Origin of the sequence: Pseudomonas huaxiensis (genome assembly GCF_003231275.1) — a bacterium.
GTDB lineage: Bacteria > Pseudomonadota > Gammaproteobacteria > Pseudomonadales > Pseudomonadaceae > Aquipseudomonas > Aquipseudomonas huaxiensis.
Genome location: NZ_QKVL01000171.1, coordinates 1 through 494, shown reverse-complemented (window position 1 = coordinate 494; position 494 = coordinate 1). Strand labels below are relative to the sequence as shown.

Here is a 494-nt window from a genome sequence, read left to right as displayed (position 1 = left end):
GGGCGGCATTCTACGCAATCGGCTGAATGTGTCAACACCGAGTTACGGGAAATCTGCAAAAAAATCAGCGACTTTCAAATCCGGCGAATCAAACTTTGAAACCAAAAGAGTGCACCACCTCAGGAGAGGTCGAGTTTACTGAGGCCGCGAAGAAACCAGCGAATCAGAAAAGAAAGGCGTTGAGGCTGTTCAAGGCCCGGCGGACGTCGCGGTTCGAGCCTACTACTGCGCCTACGTGCACGCTCAGTTCGGCAGAATCATTGTTGAGCCGAATACCAAGGCAGATGAGTCAGCCGTGTTTGAGTTCAGGAATCATGAATGGACCGAGATGGCCGCATAAAAGGACGCCCCTGCAGGAGCGAGCTTGTCGGTGCGCCGAACCGTCGCGAAGGGCCTCAAAAGGCTTAACGGTGGGTGGTTTTGCAAAAGTTTTGCAAAAACAAAAAGGGCGACCCTCTCGGATCGCCCTTCAAGTGCCCGGAAACCGGGGCTTT

Annotated in this window: 1 protein-coding gene; it reads right to left on the bottom strand. The window is 53.6% G+C overall.

Annotated elements, in window-relative coordinates; all coding sequences use genetic code 11:
* Positions 1 to 312: 312 nt before the first annotated feature.
* A partial coding sequence (locus tag DM374_RS33995; RefSeq protein ID WP_225422709.1) for a hypothetical protein occupies positions 313 to 494 on the bottom strand: 182 nt, incomplete at its 5' end.